This is a genomic window from Nocardiopsis terrae (genome assembly GCF_014651695.1).
In the GTDB taxonomy this organism is placed as follows: domain Bacteria; phylum Actinomycetota; class Actinomycetes; order Streptosporangiales; family Streptosporangiaceae; genus Nocardiopsis; species Nocardiopsis terrae.
In genome coordinates this window covers 52,746-76,542 of the sequence record NZ_BMXJ01000006.1, presented here as the reverse complement: position 1 = coordinate 76,542, position 23,797 = coordinate 52,746, and the positions used below count along the sequence as shown (strand labels likewise).

10 protein-coding genes, 1 tRNA gene and 1 pseudogene are annotated in these 23,797 nt (G+C 65.0%); 5 read left to right on the top strand and 7 right to left on the bottom strand.

All coding sequences use genetic code 11. From position 1 onward, the window contains the following. Positions 1-38: 38 nt before the first annotated feature. Entirely contained in the window at positions 39-554 is a 516-nt protein-coding gene (locus IE195_RS17485; protein ID WP_191272823.1) for a hypothetical protein, read from the top strand. Between the two features lie 67 nt (positions 555-621). Here IE195_RS17485 and IE195_RS17480 read toward each other — a convergent pair whose 3' ends face one another. Beyond that, positions 622-1,488 carry a cobalamin biosynthesis protein gene (locus IE195_RS17480; RefSeq protein ID WP_191273676.1) on the bottom strand — a complete coding sequence of 289 codons (867 nt, stop codon included), beginning with the start codon at positions 1,486-1,488 and terminating at the stop codon, positions 622-624. A 562-nt stretch (positions 1,489-2,050) separates the two neighbouring features. Here IE195_RS17480 and IE195_RS17475 point away from each other — a divergent pair. Further along, positions 2,051-2,126: transfer RNA gene (locus IE195_RS17475), tRNA-Arg, on the top strand. 12 nt (positions 2,127-2,138) lie between these two features. On the opposite strand, the gene IE195_RS17470 is transcribed toward IE195_RS17475, so the two are convergent. The 3 genes from IE195_RS17470 to IE195_RS17460 form a co-directional block, all read right to left on the bottom strand. Beyond that, positions 2,139-3,269 carry a tyrosine-type recombinase/integrase gene (locus IE195_RS17470; RefSeq protein WP_229826277.1) on the bottom strand — a complete coding sequence of 377 codons (1,131 nt, stop codon included), beginning with the start codon at positions 3,267-3,269 and terminating at the stop codon, positions 2,139-2,141. Between the two features lie 356 nt (positions 3,270-3,625). Next, on the bottom strand, positions 3,626-4,105 hold the full coding sequence (locus IE195_RS17465; RefSeq protein ID WP_192733300.1) for a hypothetical protein: 480 nt from the start codon (positions 4,103-4,105) through the stop codon (positions 3,626-3,628). Positions 4,106-4,227: 122 nt separating this feature from the next. Further along, positions 4,228-13,311 carry a DNRLRE domain-containing protein gene (locus IE195_RS17460; RefSeq protein ID WP_191272816.1) on the bottom strand — a complete coding sequence of 3,028 codons (9,084 nt, stop codon included), beginning with the start codon at positions 13,309-13,311 and terminating at the stop codon, positions 4,228-4,230. Positions 13,312-13,620: 309 nt separating this feature from the next. Between IE195_RS17460 and IE195_RS17455 the strand changes: the two genes are divergently transcribed. Further along, positions 13,621-15,177 (top strand): FG-GAP-like repeat-containing protein, encoded by a 1,557-nt coding sequence (locus tag IE195_RS17455; protein WP_191272814.1) that lies wholly within the window; start codon positions 13,621-13,623, stop codon positions 15,175-15,177. 339 nt (positions 15,178-15,516) lie between these two features. After that, entirely contained in the window at positions 15,517-15,981 is a 465-nt protein-coding gene (locus IE195_RS17450; protein WP_191272811.1) for a hypothetical protein, read from the top strand. Positions 15,982-17,860: 1,879 nt separating this feature from the next. Here IE195_RS17450 and IE195_RS26760 read toward each other — a convergent pair. Beyond that, positions 17,861-18,034: pseudogene (locus IE195_RS26760) on the bottom strand (site-specific integrase); the annotation flags it as partial. Positions 18,035-18,127: 93 nt separating this feature from the next. Further along, complete coding sequence (locus IE195_RS26755) at positions 18,128-18,901, bottom strand: NYN domain-containing protein (RefSeq protein WP_191272809.1); 774 nt, start codon at positions 18,899-18,901, stop codon at positions 18,128-18,130. A 76-nt stretch (positions 18,902-18,977) separates the two neighbouring features. Between IE195_RS26755 and IE195_RS17440 the strand changes: the two genes are divergently transcribed. Further along, entirely contained in the window at positions 18,978-20,105 is a 1,128-nt protein-coding gene (locus tag IE195_RS17440) for a YaaC family protein (RefSeq protein WP_191272807.1), read from the top strand. A 2,780-nt stretch (positions 20,106-22,885) separates the two neighbouring features. On the opposite strand, the gene IE195_RS17435 is transcribed toward IE195_RS17440, so the two are convergent. Beyond that, entirely contained in the window at positions 22,886-23,713 is an 828-nt protein-coding gene (locus tag IE195_RS17435) for a hypothetical protein (RefSeq protein ID WP_229826276.1), read from the bottom strand. Positions 23,714-23,797 lie beyond the last annotated feature (84 nt).

Here is a 23,797-nt window from a genome sequence, read left to right as displayed (position 1 = left end):
GAACGGAGTCCACGGCCGCCTTTGAGACAATCGCTGCCATGAACCAGTACCCCGACCCCCACCAGGGTGAGCCCTGGCAGCAGCCCAGCGGTGGAAATCCCGGCTGGGGCCTGCCCCCCGAACCGCACACCGGCGGCCAGCTCGAGCCCTACGGCAACCCCACCGGCGGCTACCAGCCCGCCGGCATGGGTGGGATGCCCGAGCCCACCGAGCCCACCCTCGACACCATCGGCGACATCGCGATCACGCAGAACACCGTGATCACACCGTCCGGGCGCTTCCCCATCAGGGGCACCGTGTGGACGACGACCGACATGAGCCGCACCGAGCAGTCCACCCCCGTCTGGGCGATCATCGTCGCGATCCTGTTCATCTGGACCTGCCTGCTCAGCCTGCTCTTCCTCCTGGTCAAGGACACCAAGACGACCGGGCACATCCAGGTCACCGTCCAGGGTGGCGGTCACTACCACGCGACCCAGATCATGGTGAGCAACAGCGCCTACGTGCAGCACGTCCAGCAGCAGGTCAACTACGCGCGCAGCCTCGCGGCCTGACCCACCGGCCCGCCAGCGGCACCGGGGCCACCCGGCGGGATGAACGGCATCCCGCCGGAGCCGCCGCTCAGCGGACGACCGCGGCGACCAGAGCCCCCAGATTGACGGCGCGGGCCAGCAGGACCGCCCGCCGGATGTCCGCGACGTCCACGGCGGGCCCCTCCCCCATCATCGGCCGGTGCTCCGCACGGTCCCCGTAGGTGTTGGTGCCGCCCAGGGTCCGGCCGAGCGCACCGGCGAACGCGGCCTCGCACTGACCGGCGTTGGGGCTCGGGTGGGCGGCGCGGTCCCGCCGCCACACCCGCCACGCCTGGCGGGCGGACCCGCCCACCACCGGAGCCGCCGCCACGGCGAGCAGCGCGGTCAACCGCGAGGGCGCCCACCCGGCCACGTCGTCGAGGCGGGCAGAGGCCTTCCCGAAATACTCGTACCTGGGGTTCCGGTGCCCGACCATGGCATCCAGAGTGTTCACCGCACGGAAGCCCGCCAGCCCGCCGACCCCGCAGAGCGAACCCCACACCAGGGGCCCCACCACGGCGTCCGAGGTGTTCTCCGCCACCGACTCCACCACGGCGCGGGCGATACCCGCCTCGTCCAGGAACTCCGGATCGCGCCCGCACAGCCCGCGCACCAGGGTCCGCGCCCGCTCCAGGTCGCCCTGCTCCAGGGCGTCGGCGACCCGTTCGGCCTCACGCCCCAGCATGCTGCCGCCCAGCACCGCCCAGGCGGACAGGGCGACCAGGGCCGGATGGCGCACCCGCGATCCCGCGAGGACGACCGGCAGGACAGCGGCGCCCGCGAAGACCGCCCCGGCCCCCACCGAGTCCCGGTACAGCCGGCGCTCCAGGTGCGCGGCCGCGGTGCCGAAGAGCGCCACCGGGTGGCCCCGCTGCGGATCCCGCACGATCCCGTCCAACAGGAACCCGGCGACCAGGCCCCGGCGCAGCCCCCTCCGTCCGGCAGACCGAAAACCCCTGCCCAGTACCTTCTTCAGCCGCGCAGTCAACGGCACCCCCAGTCATCCCCAAACCGCGGCAAACCAGCGTTTGCCACGCAATGTATTCGCCCATACACGTAGAGCACCCTTACAGTCGACCCAGAGAGGGGGCGGCTCATGCTGTTCGCGCTGGCGTCACTGCTGATCCTGGCAGGTCAGTGGTGGCTCTTCTGACCCGCCAGGCCGCCCCGGGGCCGGGGCGGCCCCGGAGTTCACGAAACGCCAGCAGCACAGCAGCGCACCAGGGGTTAATCACCGGTAACGTGGGGCGCGAGGCCCATAGCGACCGGTTTGGTGGAACGCGCGTGATAACGAGACGCAACTACGAATCACCGTAGTTGGTGAGGCTTTGCCCTCCCTTGGGCGACATCCGAGGAATACCCTAGAATGTCGGTCCGGGACCACGGCACGCCCCCACCCGGCCGTAGGATCACCACCCCGGCCCCACAACCGGCAACAGCCGGTCGCGCCCTGCCGCAGAGGGCCACAATTGAATCAGGCACCCGTAGCTCAGTGGATAGAGCACCGGACTTCTAATCCGATGGCCGCAGGTTCGAATCCTGCCGGGTGCGCCACAAAATCCCAGGTCACAGCCTCATCTGGGCATGGGACAGCCTCGCCGTCCCTGTGGTGGGTCCATGGTGGGACCCAGGTGGGACCAACACCGAACCCCGCCGACCAGCCCTGCCCCACACCTGCCGACGAACCCGACCCGCATCCCGCAGCACCAGCGACGCCGTCCGCTCGGCCGCTTCACGCGCCACTTGCGGCAGCACACTGGCATAGGTGTCCGCGGTCAACACGATGCTCGCATGCCCCAACATCGCCTGGACCACCTTCAGATCCACCCCGGCCGCCAACGCCAACGTCGCCGCACCGTGCCGCAGATCGTGCAACCGCACCGGCGGCAACCCGCTGGCGGTGTTCAACTTCCGAAACAAGCGCGAGAGCCGCTCCGGCGCCAACACCCCGCCACCAACCGCCGTGAACACATACCCACCCCGGTCCCACACCCGGCCGTGCTCCTGGGCCTCCTGTTGTTGACGCCACCGGTGGCGGCGCAACACACCCACCGTGGTGTGGTCCACCATCAACGTGCGCCGGCTCGCCGCGCTCTTGGGCGCCACCTCCACCAACCCCGCACCCCGGTGGGCCTGGAGCTGGCGCACCACCCGCACCGTCCCCCGCTCCAGGTCGACGTCCTCCCACCGCAGCCCCACAACCTCGCCGCGGCGCAGCCCCGTCATCACCACCAGATGGAACAGCGCGTACAACCGGTCGCCGGACACGTGGTCCAGAAAAGCGCGGGTCTGCTCCACCGTCCACACCGCCACCGCCGGCCGCACCCCACTGTTGCGCCAGTCCGCGACGGCCTGCTCGGTCCAGACCATGGGCCGCGCGCTCTGCCCGCCCGCCAACCGCAGTCCGTTGGCCGGGTTGGAGCCCAGCAACCACTCGCGCACGGCGGTGTTCAACGCCGCCCGCAACGTGGCCCGCACCCGCTGCACCGTCGCCGCAGCCACCCGCTGACCCCGGGGCGTGATGTGCCCGGCGATCCCTTCGAAGGCTCGCTGCACCCGGGCGGGCGTCAACTCCTCCAACACCGCCTCACCCAGATGCGGGACGAGATAGCGGTCGATGTGTTCCTGATAGCTCACCCGGGTACGGGCCCGCAACCTGCTGCGCCCGTCCAGCCAGTGCTGCAACCAGGCCGCCACCGTCCACACCACCGGCTCCGCAGCCCCCACCTCGTCGCCTCGGGCCCTGCGCAAGGCCGCACGGGCGGCCTCACGGGAAGCGAACCCGCCCCGCCGCACCCGACACCGACCACCCGGAGCCTGGCCCGACTCCAGCGAGAAGTACCAGCTCCCATGCCCACGGGAGCGCAACCGCGGACAACCACTCCCCCACCTGCTCGAAGACCCGGCCACCCGGCACCCGCACCGCTTGAACACCGACCCCGACCCGAACATCCCCACCACCTCCAACCCCAGTCTCAACCTGAGGGCCAGAGAAGACGAGTGATGGAAGGCGATCCTGTCTGTTGAATCAATAGCAAAGATCAGTAGCTCGTTCAGGGGTTCTCAAAGTACCCATACGGGTCCAGACGCTCCCCCTCCCCTGTCCAAGTGACATCGAACGGGTAGAAACGCAACGGTGCCTCAAGTCCTTCCTCATGGGGGAAAAATTCTATATCTTTAGAACCCCATATGTAGGAATAGAGGTAATCCAGGAAGCCACCATTGAAGTGTTCGATATCGTCCTCCCTGGAGGCTGCGGCAATAGTCCAGTTGTTCGGATCTCCGGGCGAGGTAACCCAAAACATCAAGTCGCCGTCGATTGTGTGAGCCCATGGCAGCCATCCGCCTTGCTCCGGAAAGAGAGGATACGGCTGCTCATATTTACTTTGAAGTTGTTCATCAAGCTCACGATGGTGCTCGAAGGCATCTCTCGCCAACCGAAGTCCGCCCGCCAGATCGATGTTTTCTAGCTCCACCCCTGGGGTGTAGGCATACAGGAAGTCACCAAAGTGCCCCGGACCGAACCAGTACACGTACTCCTTGTAGTCCAGAGGCAAGGGTGCCCCAACTTCCGCCTCCGCGCGACTCCAGTCGACCCGATACCGCCGCGGCGCGTCGAGCCCCGAACTGTTGGCGAGGCCTTCAACACTAACCATTACTGTCCACCCGTCGCAGGTCTTCCGTCCTTCGTATTATGCACAGTCCAGTGAGCATTATACCCCTGATCGCCAAATGCGTACAATTCGACCGTTGTCGGGACGGGATTATTGCCATCATACGTCGGAATGGATGCGTAGAAGATGCGCTCAGAAGGATTGCTATCAAGCCGAGCGCGGACCTCATCCTCATATCTCTTCATAATAACAGAATTTGCCCTACCGTGCAGCAGCACAAGGTTTCTCCTGTCATCTCCAACGCCACCAAGCTGCCGACCGAGGAGATGGCCGCGCGCGTAGGTTCTTCCGTCCCCTGAATTCCATCCGGGAGCAGGGTTTGTCATGGTATCACCGTTACCGCGACGCGTGTCGCTACCCACAATTTCAGTGCTCTTTTGAGTATCTAGCTTTTTTCCTCGACCTTTATAGTCGATCTGGTCAGCGTGCAGACAGGCAGTGACTCCGGTAGCTCTTCCTTGAGAATCAAGAGGGTGATAGTACACCCAGGAATTATCCCCGGCCAGACAATTGACATCCTGGTTGTACCAGCCGTCCACTGAATTCTCAAATTTTGCACGACGGTCAGCATCATTCTGAAATGAAGGGAAGTACTTGAAGTAATCCTTGAGCTGATTGTCTGTTAGGTTGCCGAGATCCTCGAGTGCCCGCGTGAATGAGTCGTCGACGAACTGCTCGTATTCGGAGTCCGCTGACTCCTCTGTTGCGGGGCGCGCGTGCTCGGTCGCAAGAACCGCTGCCAGGATCTCGCTCCACGGCGGAGGAGGAGGCGGGCCTGCCGGGGCACTGTCGGAAGGGGCACTACCGCACCGCCAGCACGAACCGCCGCCACCGCCGCCACCGCCGCCAATGCTCCAGCCCGTGGCAGTGGCAGTCGCAGTCTTGGCGTCCTTATGCCTTTCGCAGATCCACGGGGATCTGAAACAGAGGTCCTCATACGGATTACCGGGTTTCGAATCCGGGTAACAGGGACCTCCGCACGTACCATCGGCCAGAGTGCCGGGCGTAGCGATGACGATTACACCCGCAAGACCAACAACGAATACCGCACTAGGAACTAAGGCGCCCAGCCTACTAAGAATGCGACTTCCCGCTCCCAAGCCGTTTGAACCGGAACCGCTCTGCGGTGTTTTTCCTGAATTCGCACCACCGTCACGGGGTCTGGGAAGACACGGAGTCTTCGGGTCGCATCTCGTAATCGTATCGTGACCGCTGAGGTCCACTGCGTTGAGCGGGGTGCCGTTGCCGTAGGTGTACCGGTTGGCTTGGATGGACGGAGTGGGCTTCAGGGTCCAGGAGTCGCGGGAGGAGAAGCCGCCTGTCGTCGGGTCGTACCAGCGGGCGTGCATGTTCACCCGCCCGGTGTCCGGGTCGGTGTACTCCCCCTGGTAGCCCAGGGAGCCTGTGGTGCCCTGCTCGTCGGTGACCTCGCCGAAGGGCGTGTAGGTCCGCGAACCCGTGACCGTCCCGGCCATCGGATCCACCGCGGCGATCACGTCACCGTGGGCGTCGCTGATGGAGACCGTGGCTCCGGTGCCATCGGCGGCGGTCGTGGCCAACGGTGCGCCGTTCAGGTCTCGGGCGATCAGCTCCCCGCCGACGGAGACCGCGTTGTTGCTCTGGTCGGCGTAACGCAGGCTCTGGCCGCCGCGTTGGATGAGACGGTTCAGAGCGTCGTAGGCGTAGGTGGTCTCGCCATCGCTGATCATGCGGCCACGGGCATCGTAGGTGAACTCCGTGGCGGTGTTGTCGGAGTCCGTGGTCTGGGCCAGGGTTCCCCTGGGAGCCCAGGTGTAGTCGGTTCCGGCGGCGCTGATCAGGCGATTGCGCTCGTCGTAGGTCGCCTTCTCTTCACCGGAGGAGGTGCGGTTTCCTGAGGCGTCCCAGGTGTAGTCGGTGACCGTGCCAGCCGGGTCGGTCCACCCACTCAGACGGCCCGCGTGGTCATAGGTGTAGGTGTTCTCTCCCGCTCCGGCGATGCCCGCGGTGGTCTTGCCAGTGATCCTGTTGGCGTCGTCGTAGCTGTAGGAGACCGAGACGGCCGGTACCGGCCCGGGTGCGATGGTGGAGTCGCTGACTAGTCGGCCTTGGGCGTCGTAGTCGAACGAACGCTCCACGGCCGAGGTGTCGCCGTAGACGATGCCGTCCAGTCGACCGGCACCGTCGTAGGAGTAGTGGTGATCGGTGCCGGTGAGTGGATCGGAGGCGGTGGCCAGGCGTCCTGCGGTGTCGTAGGCGAAAGCGGTGGCGCCCGCGGCGTCATCGCGCTGGGTGAGTCGACCGTCCGTGTCATAGGCGAAGGACGACGTACCGGATTCGCCGTCGGCGGTGAGGATCTGGCCGCGGTCGTTGTAGGTGTAGGTGTTGGCACCCACGGTCGTGGGTCGTCCGGCCAGGTCGTAGCCGAAGGTGTCGCTCTGGGTGGTGGCTTCGGCGCCGCTGCCGGTGACCTCGGTGATGCGTCCCAGGGCGTCGTAGGTGGTGCTCTGGACGACACCGCCCGGTTTGTGCTCCTCGACGGGTTGTCCGGCCGTGTCGTAGACGGTGGTCCAGGTGCGGTCGGCCAGGTCCGGGTGGGTGTCGGTGGCCGGTTCGATCACCGACTCCAGCAGTCCGTGCGTGGTGAAGGTGTACCAGGTGGTGTTGCCCCGTCCGTCGGTGAGCCGGGTGCGGTTGCCCGCGGCGTCGTAGCCGAAGGTCGTGGTGATGGACGTGGTGTCGTCGACCGGTTCGGTGAGGGTGGTGACGCGTCCGATCGGGTCGTAGGCGCGGTCGGTGGTGTGACCGAGGGCATCGGTGACCGTGACTGGGCGCGAGTCGGCGTCGTAGCCGGTGCTCGTGGTCGCCAGGGTGGCCCCGGATGCGTCCTCGATGGTGGTGCCGGTGGGTCGGCCCGCGAGGTCGTGGGAGGTGCGGACGGTGGTGCCCGCGGGGTCGGTGACGGCGGTGGCCAGACCGGTGGGTCCGTAGGCGTAGGTGGTGGTCTGGCTGGCCGGTTCGGTTCTCGTGACCGGTTGGCCGGAGGCATTGAAGGCCGTAGAGGTGCTCACACCCGCCGGGGTGGTGGTCGAGGTGCGGTTTCCGGCGTCGTCGTAGGTGTAGGTGGTGGTGAGGGCGGCGGGCGCGGGGTGGCGTTCGATCTCGGTCGCGGTGATCTGACGGCCGAGGTCGTCGTAGGTGGCCTCGGTGCGGGCGCCGGTCGGTCCGGTCACTGAGAGCTGCTCGCCGAGCAGGTCGTGAGTGAGGGTGGTGACCGGAGTGGTCCCGCCTTCCTCGGCCGGGGGCTCGGTGATGCGGGCAGGGTTGCCGAGTTGGTCGTAGGCGTAGGTGGTGGTACCGCCCCGGGGATCGGTCTCGGAGGCGACGCGTCCCGCGCTGTCGTAGGTGGTGGAGTAGGTGGACGTCAGGGCCGTGCTGGAGCTATCGGGTGTGTAGTCGGGCAGGGTCGTGCTGACCGTTCGGCCCAGCCGGTCGTAGACGGCGCGGGTGGTGTTTCCTCGTTCGTCCTGCTCGTGGGTGAGGTCACCGAAGGCGTTGTAGCCGAAGGTCGTGGTGGGTCGTGCGGTGACCGCCTCGGTGTTCCATTCCTCGACCTCGACGGCCGGGCTGCGGCTGGTGGTGAGGTTGCCGAGGACGTCGTAGCCGTACTCGGTGGTGGCTCCGCCCGGTGTGGTTTCCGAGAGGGCCAGGCCGCGCTGGTCGACCACACGGGTGGTGGTGAGGTCCTCGGTGCCGTTTTCGACAGTGCGACTGGTCCAGGCCCCTGTCGCGTCGCGCTGGTAGGTGACCTTCTCGGCGCGGGTCCCCCCGGCGCCGGTGAGGGTCTCGGTGAGGACCGCGCCGGTGGCGTCGTGGGTGTAGGCGGTGCGCCGTGCCAGGCCGTCCGGATCGAGGACGGTGGCGGTGGTCAGCCCGGCGGCGTCGATCTCGTAGGCGGTGGTGACCGTGCCGTTGCCGGTGGTTTCCCGGGTCAGGTGGCCCGCCGCGTCGTAGGTGTAGGAGGCCAGGACGATGTCGCGTGTGGAGCCGTCCTGCTCACGGAAGCCGACGCGCGTCTCTTGCGCGGCCAGGCCGTCGTCGTAGTAGGTGTACCGGGTGGTACGTCCCATCGCGTCGGTGTGTTCGGCCAGGCGCCCCACGGGGTCGTAGGCGTAGGAGTCCAGGACGGCGTCGGTGGCGGGCTGCGGGTCCTCGGGGTGACCGGTGTATCCGGTGAGTACGACTTCGGCCAGGTCACCGCTGGGGGTGTAGGAGTAGCGGAAGGTCTCCCCGTCAGCTGTGGTGCGTGTGGCCTGGTTGCCGTAGGTGTCGTAGGTGTAGTTCTCCGTCTGGTCCTCGGCGTCGGTGGTCGAGGCTCGGCGGCCGTGGGAGTCGTAGGTGTGGGTTGTCGTGCGGGGTTCGTCGACGCCTTCGAGGTCGGCGACGGTCTCGGTCAGAACCAGGCCATCGGCATCGTAGGTGTAGGTGGTCGATGTCTGGTGGGAGTCCCCGGTGACGGCATTGGTGGTGGTCGGTCCGGTCGTGGAGACGACGCGGGACTCCCCGTCATAGGTGTAGGCGGTGGTGATGCCGTCGGGGTGGTCGTCTGTGACGACGGTGTTGGAGATCTCCCGGCCGAGGGCGTCATAGGTGTGGGAGTTGACCAGATCGTTCGGGGCCGTCACCTGCACCAGGTCGCCGGCGGCGGAGTAGGCGTAGGAGGTGACTCCGCCCTTGGCGTCGGTCGCGGTGAGCAACAGCCCTGCGGGGACTGTGCCGCCTCCGACCGCGTCCTCGGTGCCTTCGGTGAAGGTCTGGCTGTTCGACCGGCCTTCGGGAAAACCGCTGGTGGCCGGGGTGGTGGTGGAGACCCGGTCACCGTTGGAGTTGTAGCCGTAGGTGGTCAGGTACGTGTCGTCGCTCGGTCCGCTGGAGCGGGCGTCGCGTTCGGCGATCAACTGGTCGTTGCGTGGGTCCAGCGGATCGTCTGCGTTGTGGAAGTAGTCGTAGTAGCTGGTGGAGCACGACTGCTCGTCGTCGGCGTCACGGCAGGTGGTCTGGGAGACCTTGTTGCCTCGCTCATCGCGACCGGTCCGCGTCACGGTGCCGTCCGGCGCGGTGGTGGCGGCGAGGAACCCTCCGGTGTCGTAGGCGAACGTCGCGGTATTGCCGGACACGTCCGTCTGTGAGAGCAGGCGGTGGCCGTTGAGCGGGTCGTAGGTGTAGGTGGAGTCTCGGTCGTCGGGGTCGGTGACGGTCACCGTGACCGTCGGGTCCCCGGAGCTCGTCTCCTGGTCGTCGCTGTCCTCAGCGCCGGTCAGGGTGTGGTCGGAGACCTGGTAGGTGGCACCACCCGAGTCGGTGTACTCGCTGACGCGGTCGTGAACGGCATCGTGGGCCAACTGCACCTGCGTGCGTCCGCTCGGCAGGGTGGACGCGGTCAACTTCTGGGAGACCGTGCCGGCCGCGTGGTGCTCGGCCACGGTCTGGGCACCGAGGGGGCGACCGTAGACGGCGACTTCGTCCATGTCCCCGGAGAAGTGGGACGTCTCGCCGCTGGTGGCGGGCCAATTCCTCCAGTACCCCGCGCCTGCGTACACATAGCGCTGGTTGTTCTGGGTGATCTCACCGGTCACCGTGTCGACGAGGGTGCCGTCCAGGTAGAGGGACTGGCTGTCACCGGAGGCGGTCAGGGCGGCGTGGTGCCAGGCACCGTCGTTCACCGCTGTGCCGGAGGTGATGGGGTCGGCCGTACCGTTCCAGAACTGTCCGCGGAGCTTGCCGTCGGTACCGACGTAGAGCGCTGGGGTGTAGGACCCGGTGGTCGCCTCCTCCAGGCTGTGGTTCTGGTAGCTGAAAAGCACACCGTCGTCACTCGTGCGGAACCAGAGCTCAACCGTCAGGTAGGGGGTGTCGGTGACCAGCCAGTCCGGCAGCTGCACGCGGGAGGAGTTGCCGTTGAAGGTCGCCGCAGTCTCGGGGCTGCCCTGGAGAGCTCCCGGGGTGCCGAGCTGGACGTCCTGGTAGGAGCCTGTGTGACGGTCCTCGTCCAGAGGCAGGTCACTGGTGGCGTCGCCGGAGCCCTGGCCCTCCCCGAACCGCCAGTGGGCGACGGGACCCGTGTCGTGGACGACGGTGCGGTAGTGGGAGCCGTCGGTGTAGGTGTAACTGGTGCAGGCACCGTCGGCGTCCTCAGGGCCGCAGACTTGGGTGAGCCGATCGCCGTCGTAGGTGTAGGCCCACGCCAGTGGTTCGGTCCCGTTCTCGGGGGCGTCCGTGGTGACGGTGCTGACGCGGCCGCTTTCCCAGGTGAAGTGCAGACTGCGGCCACCGGGGTTACTGACACTGGCCAACGTGCCGTCAGCGGCGTAGTCGAAGGACTGGGCGCGACCGCGGAAGTCGGTGACCTCAACGATTCGGCCGTCGGCGTCGAAGACGTAGGAGGTCTGGTTCTTGTCGCTCAGGCGCCACCCGTCCTCACTGGTCGTGGTGAGGGTCGCGAAGCTGCCGAACGGGGGCGCGTAGGTGCCGTCGGGGTTGTGTCCGAACCGGACCTGCTGGCCGTTCGGATAGGTGACGACGACGTTGCCGCTACCGTCACCGTCGGGTTTCACCCGCATGTCGAACCGGGTGCTCCAGCCAGCCCCGAACACATTGCCGGTGCGCGGGTCACGGCTGTTGTAGGTCCGGTTGATGGACAGCGCCGGTCCGACGGCGGAGATCTCGGCGTCGGTGGCGGTGGTGGTGTAGTTACCGACCAGAGGGTCAACGTCGCGTCCGGCACCGCTGAGACCGACCCCGCCCAGGTGGCGGGTGATGGCGGGCTGTTCGACAGCGGTGACGACGGGGTAGTAGGGGCTAGCTGGACTTTCCTGGGCTCCCTCTCGGGTCTGCACCCGCCAGAGGAACTGCTCGCCCCAGGTCAGGGTGTCTTCGGGAACAGTCCAGGTGCGGGCGTCTTGCCACCCCGAGTCGACGCAGTTCGCGGGCTCGCCGTCGCTGTCGTCGCAGACCTCGAACCAGTACTCCACTGTGGCGTCGGCGGGCCAGTCGTCGATGCTCTCGGCGTCAGCGAAGAGGCTGGGGGTGAGGCTGCCGACTTGGCCGCCCGGGCGGGGGTAGACGTCATTGATCCGGGGGCCCACGTCTTGTGAGGTGACACTGGCCGTGGACACGGGCACACTCTGGTCGGAAAGCCAGGTCTGGTCCCGCAACCGCTGCATGTCGAAGTTGAGCAGGTACTCACCCGGAGCAAGAGAGGGGATACGGGCGTCGAGAGTGGCCGAGTCGCCGGGCGTGAGCCGTTCGGTCAGACGGGTGAAGGCGACCGCATCCAGAAGATCTCCGGTGCCCTTGTCCCGGACGCGGGTGCCCAGTCGCAGTTCGTTCCAGCCCTGGGGTTCCCAGTCGAAGTCACCGAGGTTGGTGACCGTCACGGTGACCTCGCCGCCCTGACCGCCGGTCACCGGTTCGGTCAAGGAACCGACATCGTAGGAGGCGCCCCAAGCGCTGTGGGTGATGGCCAGGTAGGGGGCGTTGGCGGACTGGCGGCTACCGAAACGCTTCCAGGTGTAGCTGGAGTCGAAGTCGGCCTGGATCGACAGTCCGTAGTTGGACTCGGACCCCTCGACCCATCCCTGGACCAGATCGACTCCGTTCTTGCCGAGGTCGATGTTCTCCCACTCCGAGCCGCCACAAGTCTCCCCGTGGGCGAAGGACTTGGCCGCGACGGCGGAACCTCTGGAGGAGGGGCGGTTGTTCCAGGTGACCGTGGTCGCCGACCACGACTCGGTGACCTGGTGGACGCGGACCTCGCGCGGGTCGCACTTGGACGACCAGTGGTTGAACAGCACGAGGTCGGCGTTGAGGATGTACCGGTCGTTCAGCTGGCTGGTGACGTCGCTGAACTTCATGTAGCTGATGGCCCTGCTTGCGCCACCGTTGTAGCTGCCCACCTTGAGTTCGTCGTCGCCGCTGTAGTTGGTGGTGGGCCAGTCGTCCTGGACGAAGGAGTCCCCGTTGGTGTCGATGTCGGCGACGCTCGGGTCCACCTGGACGGGGTAGACGCGGTCGGGGTCGTCGAGCCAGGCGTCATCCAGCTCGACGACGAGGGACCACTGGCCGCTGTCCTCCTCCAGCCGGTAGCGAACGTCACCGGAGACGGCGGGGCCGCCCGTCTGCGGATCGTGGGAGGAGTCCTCCATCCATCCGGTGGGGATGATCGCCTGCGCCTCGCCCTCCGTGTCCAGGAAGACGACGGCTCCCTGGTCGTCCAGCTCCGGGAGCAGCCCGTTGAGCTCGAGCGGGAAGGTCCACTCCCGGGGCGCGTCGGACGAGTTCAGGATGATCGTCTCTTTGACCATCCCTGGCGCGGCCTGCAGTGTCAGGTCGGCATCGGGCCTGACGTCCTCATAGCGGACAGTGTCTTCCTGGACACTTCCCACGACGTCGGAGGCGTCGTCGACACCGAACGTGACGCTGTGCTCGCCGTCATCGTCCACACCGAGAGCAGCGAGATCCGGAGTGTCCCCATCGGTGGAGACGGTGAGGTCCGTCTCCTCTGCGGACATGGCGAGGCGTGTTCCGTCGCCGCTGCTCATGGTGCGCGCACCGGTTGCCTCGGTATCCGGAACCAGCGTCGTGTCGATCTCCTGCCAGACGCCGCCGTCCTGGAAATGCACCGGTTCGGGGTAGACCTGCGTGGTGGCGGTGCCGTCCGGGTTTTCGAACTCCTTGGTCCAGCGTGTCCGCTGCTCGGGCAGTTCCACGCTGCGTTCGGGGTCGAAGCCCGTGCCCTCGGCTGTGGTGGGGGTGTCGGACTGCTGCGTGAACTCCTGTGAGTCGATCTCCGGCTCGACCGGGGCGAACGGAGTCGTCTCCCCTTCCAAGGGCAGCGCGTCCTCGCCAGCCGTGAGGTCACCGGCGTTGAGTTCGTTGGCCCCGGTGGCGTCGGTCTGCTCGGCGGACGCCTCGTGTTCACGCCCTGACGCGCTTCCGCTGAGCTGTTCGGGACCTGCGGGTGTCTCGGCCGCGGGGGCCGTAGGCGCGTCTTGGGCCAGAGTTGGCTGTGACAGAAGGCTGAGCACCAAGGAAAGAGCCACGGCACTGGCCAGCGACAGCCTCCAGGTCCGCTTGTCCAAGATTCCGCCACGGTGCGACGCGTGCACGAGGCTCCTTCGCTCGAAGTCCAACAGCAACGAGTCGGCCCCGTGAAGCTGAGAGGCCGACTCGACAGAACTCGGACACTGTAGAACAAAGATGGCTAGAATCGTGTAAACGTTAAATAACAAGATATAAGTAACGAATAAGTATAAATATTCGCAAACTTCGTGATCAGCGCGAGACTCTAGAGGGTTATGGTTCCGCCGTTCACCTGTTTCGGCTGAAGGGGACCGATGAAGCGCAAGGGCTCTCAGCTGCCCACATCTCGGAAGTGGCTCGCTGCGATGGCGGGGCTACTGATGCTCGGTGGCACGGGCACGTACGCCCTCGTTGCGAGCACGAGCGATCCCCGTGCGGATTCCTATGACTTCAACGGAGACGGGTATCCCGATCTAGCCGTCGGACTCCCCGGAGACACCCTGAATGGCAGACCGAACGCCGGATCGGTCGCTATCGCCACGGGCAGCACTTCGAGGCTCATCGGAAGCAGCGACCTCCTCAACCAAGACTCGGCCCACGTTGCCGGTGCGCCAGAGGAGGGAGACAGCTTCGGTCAGGCGTTGACCAGCGGTGACTTCGATGCAGACGGATACGCTGACCTGGTGGTGAGCAGCCCCTTCGAGGCCATCGGCAGCACGGAGGGCGCCGGTTACGTCACCATTCAGTACGGTAGTGATTCGGGGCTTATCAACGATCGCAGCCAGTCCATTCACGAAGACAGCGCGGGCATACCCGGGGATGTGGTCAAGGACGAGATCTTCGGGTACTCCCTCGCCACCGGGGACCTCAACAACGACGGATACGACGATCTCGCCATCGGACAACCCCTCGACTCGGCCAACGGCAAGCCGAACGCGGGCACGGCCCGCATCGTCTTCGGGTCCGCTTCCGGACTCGACATGAGCACGACAATCTCGATCGACCAGCTGACCGAGAACGTTCCCGGCGTCCCCGAGCCCGGAGACCGGTTCGGCGAACAGATCGCCATCGGCGACATCAACGGTGACGGCAACGACGACCTCGTGTCCGGAACCATCGGCGAACAGCTCTCCAGGAGTTCGGACCGGGGATCCATCCACGTGTTGTTCGGCCCCTTCACCGATGCTCCGGCCGGTTGGGACACCATCAACTCCCCCGACGTCGACGGTATCGGCGAGTTCGCCGGAAGCGCCCTGGCCCTCGGCCACTTCGACGGCGACCAATACCTCGATGTCGCGGTCGGAGTCTCCGACGAGAAGGTCGGAGAGGATGGTGCGGCCGGACGGTTGGCGATCTTCCACGCGAGCGCAGACGGACTCTCCCCGGACAACGTCGAACTCTTCGACCAGGACACCCCCGGAATCCCTGGCGCTCCCGAAGAAGAGGACTACTTCGCGGCAGACCTGGCTGCAGGCGACGTTGACGGTGACGGCATCGACGATCTGGTCGTGGGCATGCGCAGCGAGGCCATCGGCAACGCGACGGGTTCAGGAGCCGCTCTGGTCCTATTCGGCAACGCCACCGGTGGTATCGCCGCCACGGACTCAGTCTGGATCGACCAGGACGTGGCAGGTGTCCCGGGAGTCGTCTGGGAGAACGACCACTTCGGCTGGACTGTGGGTGTGCTGGACATGAACGGAGATGGGATCGCGGAGCCCCTGATCGGAGCGCCGGGCAACAGTCACGGCACCGTCACACTCCTTGAGATGGAACGGGGCTCCCTGGTCTCCGCGACGGCTTACTCCCAAGCTGACCTCGAACTCGAGGAGGGGTCCGGAGAAGACGCTTTCGGTATCGCACTGCCCAAATAAGAGCGGACAGACGGCCGGCACATGCCCTGTTCCGGTATGTGGGGCTCCCGGCGCAAAGCAGCAACTGCGAGCCTAGCCATGCTCAAACCCGGTACCACCAGGGCGCAGCCACAGGCACAGGCGGGTTCAGGGCCCGATCTCTTCGGATTCGCTAGCGGATGACGGGGGCGATCCCGGAACACCTCACAGCCTCGATAGCGCCTGATCAAGACGAATGCGTCTCAGTCCAGCTCGCCTGATACCGGCCCGAGGGACTCGAACTCCGCAGACGGGATGATGCCGAGGACGGCTGCGACGTGGACGGAGATGAGTGTCGGTGCGGGATGGGACCATCCGGGAATGCAACTGAGAATCGACCCGGACCGCCAGAGCACCCCCTTCACCTGCGGCCACTGCAGCTCCGAGCACCTGAGGATCTGCGGCTTCGTCAACAACGAACACGGCGCGTTCGCGGTCTACTACGCCCACCTCTACAACCACGGTGACGTGCACGAGGCCTACGTCGACATCGTCATGGACGATGACTGGAAGCCCGGCAGTCCCTTGGAGGCCAGTCCCAAGCGGACGACCTTCGGTTGCCGGGTCGGCCCGGTGGAGGGCTCCCCCGCTCCCGCGTGCTCGCTCGTCCAGGCGGCCGAGTTCCACGAGGGGGACCCTTTCTACGGTGACCGGCTCGATCGGGAAAGAGCCCTGCCGCACCCGTGGCTGCCGCTGTTCTGGGACACCGTCGACCACCTCCTCGAACACGAACCCGACGTGAACGCGCACGTGTACTGCGTCAACGCCGCCACGCAAGAAGACTGAGCAGATACGTGGAGGGGCTCCTTGTGCCGCGGTCCGGCGAACATACGTTCTCCGCCGGGGCGCGGGGCCCGGCGATGGCTCAGCACTCCTCAACCGTGCCGGCAGAGATCGCTTGACCGGATAGGGGACGGCGGTGCATCCAGGATGGAGCACCGCCTTCAGCCCGTGGTCGGCGAGGACCTCGCCAGGTGCCATCGGACGCCGCCAGGGGCCGGTGTGTGCTCCGTTTGTGCTCCGCAGTTTTGGACCGGGGCAACATCAGGCGGCACGACGCGGCACGGGATGGCATCACGGATCGGATGGCGCGAGACAGAACGGTACGTAGCGACACGTCACGATACGTGACCATGGAACTTCTAATCCGATGGCCGCAGGTTCGAATCCTGCCGGGTGCGCCACAAAACCCCAGGTCATACAGGGTGCGCGAGTCGAACAGACGAGGCGCCGAGCCTGAATCGGGGCCTGAAATGCTCCGTGTGTGCTCCCCAGTGCAAGGTCCAGTACAAGGTGGGACCCACCTCGCGGAGCACTTTGCCGTTCCGTGACCCTGGGACCCCGGACCGGGGCGGCCCGTGTCCGCCCACCAACGCCCCACCCTGGCACCCCACGGCCCCACCCGAGCGGCACGCCCCGACCGCCGCAGTGGGCCGCACATAGCCACACACACGCCGGATCCGCACGGACACGCCACTAACACACCCCGTCCGTGTTTCGTCACCCCCAAACCCGCCCATCAGCTGGAACACCCCAGCACGGCGAAGAACATCCATGAGCCGCTACTCCTTCGATCCCACCAACCACACCATCTGGCCCGCCCCGCTCGGCAACACCACCACCCAACTCACCACCCTGGCTCCCACCACACCCCAACGCAGGCCCTCCAGCTCGCCAGCACCCTCAAGACCTTTCCCACACCCGTTAAGACCTCTACAGCTGACCGCCCACACCCGCCGAACTCCGCAGCCCCGATAGCGAAGAGGCACGGCACCACCACGAACGCCAGACCCTCAGCCACGTAAGCAAAATGCAAATCTGACCGCCCGGGAAACGGACACAACGACAGGGAGCGAGGCACCCATGGGCACGCTTCAACAGCAGTTTTACGAGGTCATCCGCAACAAGGCCGACGCCAGCCACGCTGCCTTCTTCAACCCTCAAGAGGCCAGAAGGCCTTGTCCCATCACAGGATGGCCTGAAAACTAAAGTGGCATTTTAGGAACGTAAAATAGTACTTTACAATCGCCATAGGGCGAGGAGCTGGCGGCAACCAGTCCCCGCCCCGACGAAACGAGGCCCCGGCACAGACCCTACAAGCTCAGGCCAGGCCCTCACTACTGGCCCCGGCCTCATTGACCGAGGCCGGGGTCAGTTCCCCAACTCCCTGATCAGGATGCGTACCAACAGGTCAATCAGACGCCACAACGCATCCAACCTCCGCTGCGGGTCACGTCCAGGCACGCCCATTGAAATCCTCTCTTCTCGTCCGGATCCCGTTGCGTTCCGACGACTGGTTGCCGACGCCGCGCGCCCGCGACGGCAAACCCATGAGGACTCCCTAGGAGAGGGTTCGTACAGTCAATCTACATCGCCACCACAGCACCCGTTGATTTTCTGTACCAGAAAGCCGACGACAACACCTCTATTAAGCAACACACTCTATATACAGTTTAGCCCGACGTCTTGCCCACACATTCCGCCGACCTGCGGAAACGGCCCCAAGGACTCTCCGAGGACACACGTCGAGTGATCTGCATCACTCTTATAATCGGGCACTGTTTTGTCTCGAAAAGTCGATCTCTGTCGTTAGGGCTCAGCGAGGGCGGCCGTGGGGTACTCATCTCCACGGCCCGCCACTCAGCTCACCAACCAGAGCACCTGTCTACCGGCGTGCGGGATTGAGCATCGCCTCCGTCGCCTCATCTGCCGCCCTGGCCACCTCCGAAAACACCGACTGGTACGTGTCTTGCGTGAAATGCGTGGTCACGTGCCTCAGCTCGGTCGACGCCACCCTTTGGCACAGCCCGTGCAATGTGATCGGCGGCAACCCACCCGCCGCACGGCAGACGCAGATCGCAGCCTCTGCCCTCGCTCAGGCGATTGGCGAGACGTTCACCGTGCACAGTTCGGTTTGCGGCTGGGGCCAGGGTCAGCCAGATGTCACTCCCCGAGCGGCCATGCTCGCGCACGTGCTGGGAGAAGACAGCCAGGACAGCGCGGAAGTTGCGACACCCGTAGTTGCGCTCATCCAAGGACGCATCAAGGACCAGCGTCCGGTTCTTGAACTCTTTGGCGGTGGGGTGTGGGTGGAGATGTCGTTGAACGCGCACAGCAAGAGCTTCTGGGGCGCTCGCGTCACGGACTGGCCGAGCGGCCGGATCGACCTCGGCGGCCAGAGTGCCCCAGTACTCGTACCCCGAGCACACCGCCACCAGGCGCTTGCTGGCGTTAGCCTCGGTGCCCACCCCCACCCAATTGTCGTGCTCACGCAGCCACCCAGCAGCGCTGAGTAGTCGCTGTCCCCGGTGAACAGGACGAACAACTCCGCCTTGGGGTGGACGAAGACCGGCTTCACCGCGTCCCCGGACAGACAGATGTCGGCGCCGTTCCTGCCAGCGCTGGGGTCCGGGGGAATGTGGACTAGCTCGATACCGTTATCGGCCAACTTGTCCTGGTGGGCGAAGGACCGGCTCCAGTCGGCGTAGGCGGTGCGGATTGCGGCGTTGCCGTAGTGACAGCACATCTGGCCCAACGCCACAGTTGGCACAGGGGCGGCTCCGCCCGGGCTCTTATGGACCCTGCCGATGAGGTTCTCGAAATTGATGAAGACCGCGACCTGCCGGCGCCGATCCGATCGATAGCTGACTATCGCCAAACCCAGAGAGACAGGGAATCCCCCTCTTCCGAATGATTCCTCCGCCATACTTCCTAAAAAGCATTCACAATTATTTAACCAGAAAGGAGTTTAAGTGGCCACATGACAGGGGACGTCCACCCGCATGAAACTGCCGAACAGCAGGCGGGGAGAACCCCTGCTAATAAAGAAACGCGAGCTTGATTTCTCATTCTTCCCAATGAAGAAAACAATCAGGAGATGGGGTCTGCACTCAATGCTCTACGCGGCCGAACCATGGGCTGTCATCAGTGGATCGATCTCGGAATCACCGATTGGAAATAGGGAAAAGACAAGCGCTCATTCTTTCGTTCGCCAATCTCAGGAGTACTTCCGCGCAGCCCAGCAAGCATCAGCCATTGAGACTCGACCGCTACTCTACTACTATTCTTTCCTGAACCTAGGAAAAGCTATATCAATCCTCAGGGGGCGCCAGCACATGGTGGGAAAGGTCACACACGGAATCTCCCCAATGGACTCATCTGGATACGACCCCAACACCGCCAAGGTGGCAATTCATGGACCAGGAGGGCGAAACACATCAGCTTTAAATGAGCTGCATCAGGCAGTAGAAGACTCCCCCCTCCAGGGTAGAGAAACAGGCATCAATGAAATATTTGCTCAATCGGTAGTCGGGCATCGCCTATGGCGAAATCACGCTGGCCAACCAAAAAGGGAGCGCTTTATACCAGTCGAGGAAATTCGGTGGTTTCATGACTCCTCTTCACGCGAAATCTGGACGCGAGTATACGTACGCCGAAATTCTCTTAGCGCACGAAACCGCACCCTGACTGAAACCTTGCAAGAATCCGCCATGGAAGATACATACGTTGCAGTAAAGGACCCAGACGGGAAAAATCGGGATCTCCACACCTTCGAGCAAATAAATTCTACGCAATACACTGGCCGACAGGCCGACGTCATAATGGAAAATGTGAGGATTCTCCGACAATTACTATGGCAGACGGTAACAACATCGCCCCCGCACCGAAAGTTCTACCTCTACCTGTCTCCATCCGGAGAAGCCAGGCTTCCGCAGTGGCTAGGAATATATGCCACATTTTTTTGGCTAGGAAGCCTAACCAGGTATCAACCAGTTGAGCTACTCGGGGCCCTTGATAGTAGATTTGGACCTTTCTTACATGAGTTCCTTGAAACCCAGCCAAGCCAGTTGCTGTATATTCTTGCTTCCGAAGCAAAGCGTCAGGACGTTGCGAAACCAGAGGTGGTCTAAGCGAGCATAAAAATACATCAAAACACGAACAATATTGTCGTTCATAATGGTGGCCGTACACAAGCAGTGCGACAAGCGGGACCTTCTTCTTCCAGGGAACCTTTGATCCGATGGTCCACAGGCCCCGGGCGCGAGGAAATCCCAGGCCAGGACGGGTGAACCCGTCTACTCGCCTGGAGCTGAGCGCCTCGTGGTGCTCCTGGTGTGCTCCCCTGAACCGGCTACCGCCGCACCGGGGCCAGGTTGCTCACCTCAACCGGAGCCGCACCGTGTATCAGCGCGGCAGTCACCCCGGCCTCCGTCGTCGCCGCATGCGGAAAACGCGCTCTGGCAGGTGTGCTGTGTGCAGTACGTGATGGAGTGCCCCAACCCGCCCAAGGCCACCTGCTCAGCCGAACCCGCGGCCAACACCCTCAAGGCAACCCCACACAGCGCGAGGACCCAACACCCACACGCGAACTCGCCCTGACGCTCAAGCGCCTTGGCCGACACCCCCTACCGGGTTCCCCTCCCCTACGCCATCCGATTCGGGCGTTATGCCCTTTTCGCTGGCCGTGGCCACCACTGGCCCCGTGGGGGCGCTGGCCGCAGGGGCGGCCCTGGTTGCCGGGGCCGGGGTGTTCGGGGCGGCAGCGGGGCACTGGTGGCCCCACACCGCCCCACGATCCGAACAGAACGGGAACCACCCGGCCCCGGCACACCACGCCAACCCCGAGCCCGGCGACCACGACCCCGGACACGAAGCGCCACCCACGTCCCGTACTCACCCCTCACCCCGAGCACCCGTACGCACTCTTAAGTTCTTCTCTCGTATCGAGAGCCGCTCCCGCCCCAGGACTTCGACACCTCGACCCGCACACGTCGGAGAGGACACGCCAGCAGAACGACATCAGCGGCCCCAGCAGACCTCGAACAGCGAGGCTCCCAGCAAGCTCGAACACCTGCTCTGCTAACGCCACGCCCTTCCCGGCCAGACTCGTACCACCACGCATCGGATCCGTCTGCGACTCCTCAGCCGTGGCCCACCTCCGCCGCCGCTGCCCGCGCACCTCACAACAGCGCACCAGACCATGCGGCTGCGGCGGGGCATGCCCGGCGCGCACCCGAGCGATCACACCGCTGATGAACCCACGAATCTCGAACGGCCCACGAGATCCCGGAACAATAGCATTAATAAGATCAGTGAATAACACTTTTATAAGTGAAGATGAATGGAGAGGAGTGGGAGATGATGGTCAGGTCAGAGCGAAAGAACGGGGGCGGGTCAGCCGGTGGGCCGATCCGCCAGCAGGCCGGGGCCGCCACCCCCTACGTGAAGTTGAGTACCCACTGGGTATAAGTCTGGCCCCGTGAGTCACACTCAAACATGCCCTGAACTGCAAGGATGAGAGTTTTCAGCCCGATCGTGCCACTGGGGGCGCTGGCGTAGGCACAGGCATAGTCACAGGCGTAGTCACAGGTAGGGCGATGGGCGTAGTCACAGGAGCCCTCTGTTTTCACCCCTTCTCCACCCCCAGGAGAGAGGGAAGGCACAGGAATGGCTTCCTCTGATTCACCGATCATTCCCTTTATCCATCACTCGATCCGCCGAACCAGACCGGGGCCGAACAGCACACCTCTGCACACACGAACCGCACATGAAGCATCCCAGATCTTGCTCCCTCTGAGCGCCGAGATTCCTCAACTGATAACACATCTTTTTCCATATAATTATTTTCAGAGAATCGAATGCAAACAACGATGAAACCGCCAGCCCCCTAGACCGCAACCGCCTCGGTCAACGGCCTCGACAGACCCCACATCCCGCCCTCTCTGGAACTGGCGGGTCAGGACATCGAAACAGGACCGCCCTCTGGAAGAGAACGGCCCTGGAACTTTCGCCCGAGGTCAGGCCACGGGTTGCCGCAGCGCCTGCCACTGACGCACCACTGCGGCCAAATCGCTCATATCAAGAGGCGGTTCGCCACTGCCTCCGCCCGCTCCCGCACGCCCCGGTGCTGAGCCCTTTTGGCGAGGCACGGGTGGCACCGCCTTCGTGCGACGCTGGGCGTGCTGGTTCTTCTCGTGCGCGGCCAGGTACAGGCGTACCCCGCGCACCCCGTCATCGTCCTCGCACCACCCACACGGCCCCGTGTACAACGCCCGTTGGTGGGGCGGCGGCCCGGCTGCGTGCGTGCTCGTGCGTGCGTGCCCAGCACGGGGCCGAGGAACCTTCACACCCACCTGGCCCGCAGTCCCTCCCAGGCCAGGTTCACGGCCTTGGGGCACACGCCGCACCGGCAGCGGTTGACGCACCTCGGCCACCGGTCGAGTGCTCTGCCCGGTCGGGCTGCAGAACACAGCGGCGAGCACCGCCCCGAGGGCCCAACGCAGATGCTCGCCCCAGCCCTGTCGGCGCTTGCGATGCCGCCCGCTATGCTTTTCCACGATCTCCTCCTGCTGATTCCAGGTGGGGATTAAGCCCCGGCGCGGTGTTGGTAGCACCGTGTCGGGGCGCCTCCACTTTCTTTTTCGTTCTTCATCAAGGTGTGGCCTGGTCGGGTGTCAATGGCCCCGGGGTCGTACGCCACCCGGAACTGCGCTTCCCACCCACACCACACAAAGGACACAAAAACCCCCAAGTCCCGCAAGGAATGCGCTGTCCCCGCAGGGCTGGTCGATGTTCGCTTGGGTGAACGAGGTTCTTCAACCCCATACGAAAAGAAGGGGCAGAATCTCTCAGAAAAGCGCTGATACCGCCCGACCGTCAGAGGACAGTCCCTTTTCAGCGCGGGCCTTGTTCACACGGGCCCTGATGAGGTCCGCGCTGACGCTGAGTTCCCGGGCCAGAGAGGCATGGGTCTCTCCTCCCTCGAAGCGGGCCAGGAGCTCGCTGTTGGGCACCCCAACTCCTTGGGCGGGCGATGTTCCTGGCGGGGCACCGTGCCTGCGGCCTTGCGTTTGAGGGCGCGTTGCTTGCGCAGCCGCACCAGGTACATCACGTTCTGATGGCGCGCCCCGGGCCGGTCATAACCCCACATCTTCGAGGGAATCTCGCCCTCGTGCCACAGGGCGAAGAACGCCCGTCTGGCTCGGCCCAAGGTCCGGGTGAAAGCCGCCGTGTCCATGTTCACCGCGCGCTCGGCTCGGCGGCGGTCGTCGTGTTCGGCCAGCGCGGTCAGCACCTGGCGATGGGTCGGTGTGAGGGCGGTCCAGATCTGGGCGAGGGCGATGCGGTCCACGAGCAGGTCCTCGTGGGAGTGAGCGGGTGCTGAGGCGCTGGTCCAGTAGCGCAGGAACGCCCTGGAGACCAGGGCTTTGTCCTTGCCGCCCAGTCCGTGGGCTTTGAGGTCCTGGTAGTGCTGGGCCTTCATCGCCTTCCACCCGATGGCGATCAGCTCGGTCTCCTGCGGACGGGCCGCGACCAGGTGCAGGTGCTCGGTGATCGCTTCCCAGGCGGTCTCGGCTCGGTGGACCATGTCCATGCCGTTCACCCAGCGGCACTCCCGCGCCGCCCACACCGCCAACCGCACCACTTGGAAGGCCGTGTAGCCGTGCCCGACCGGGTCATCGGTCCTGGGCCGGGGCAACAACGGTCCGAACTCGTTCGAGCCGCGCGGAGATCTCACAGCGCCCCTGGCGAGGTTGTGGTCGCCCGCTTCGGAGGAATCGGGTTCTGTCCTCGAAAGTGCCGGGGAATGGCAGTGTCCATC